Origin of the sequence: Frankia sp. Mgl5, assembly GCF_023242985.1 — a bacterium.
Taxonomy (GTDB): Bacteria; Actinomycetota; Actinomycetes; order Frankiales; family Frankiaceae; genus Parafrankia; species Parafrankia soli.
In genome coordinates this window covers 1-240 of the sequence record NZ_JALKFY010000319.1, presented here as the reverse complement: position 1 = coordinate 240, position 240 = coordinate 1, and the positions used below count along the sequence as shown (strand labels likewise).

The window sequence follows — 240 nt, the reverse complement described above, 5'->3', positions numbered from 1 at the left end:
GGACCGTGTCGTCGATCTCGATTTAAAAGGCACCTTTTTTATGACGCAGGCGGCTGGCAAGGTGATGTGTGAGCAGAAATATGGCCGGATTGTCTCCATCGCATCTGTCGGCGGTCTCGTCGCGCTGCGCACAGGAGTGGCGTATGGGGCAAGCAAAGCCGGAGTGGTTCAGATGACCCGGGTTTTGGCTTTGGAATGGAGCAAATATGGCGTCAGCATCAATGCGTTGGCTCCCTGGTA

Annotated in this window: 1 protein-coding gene; it reads left to right on the top strand. The window is 55.4% G+C overall.

Annotated elements, in window-relative coordinates:
- On the top strand, positions 1 to 240 hold a 240-nt coding region (locus tag MXD62_RS09500; protein ID WP_248828989.1), incomplete at both ends, for an SDR family NAD(P)-dependent oxidoreductase.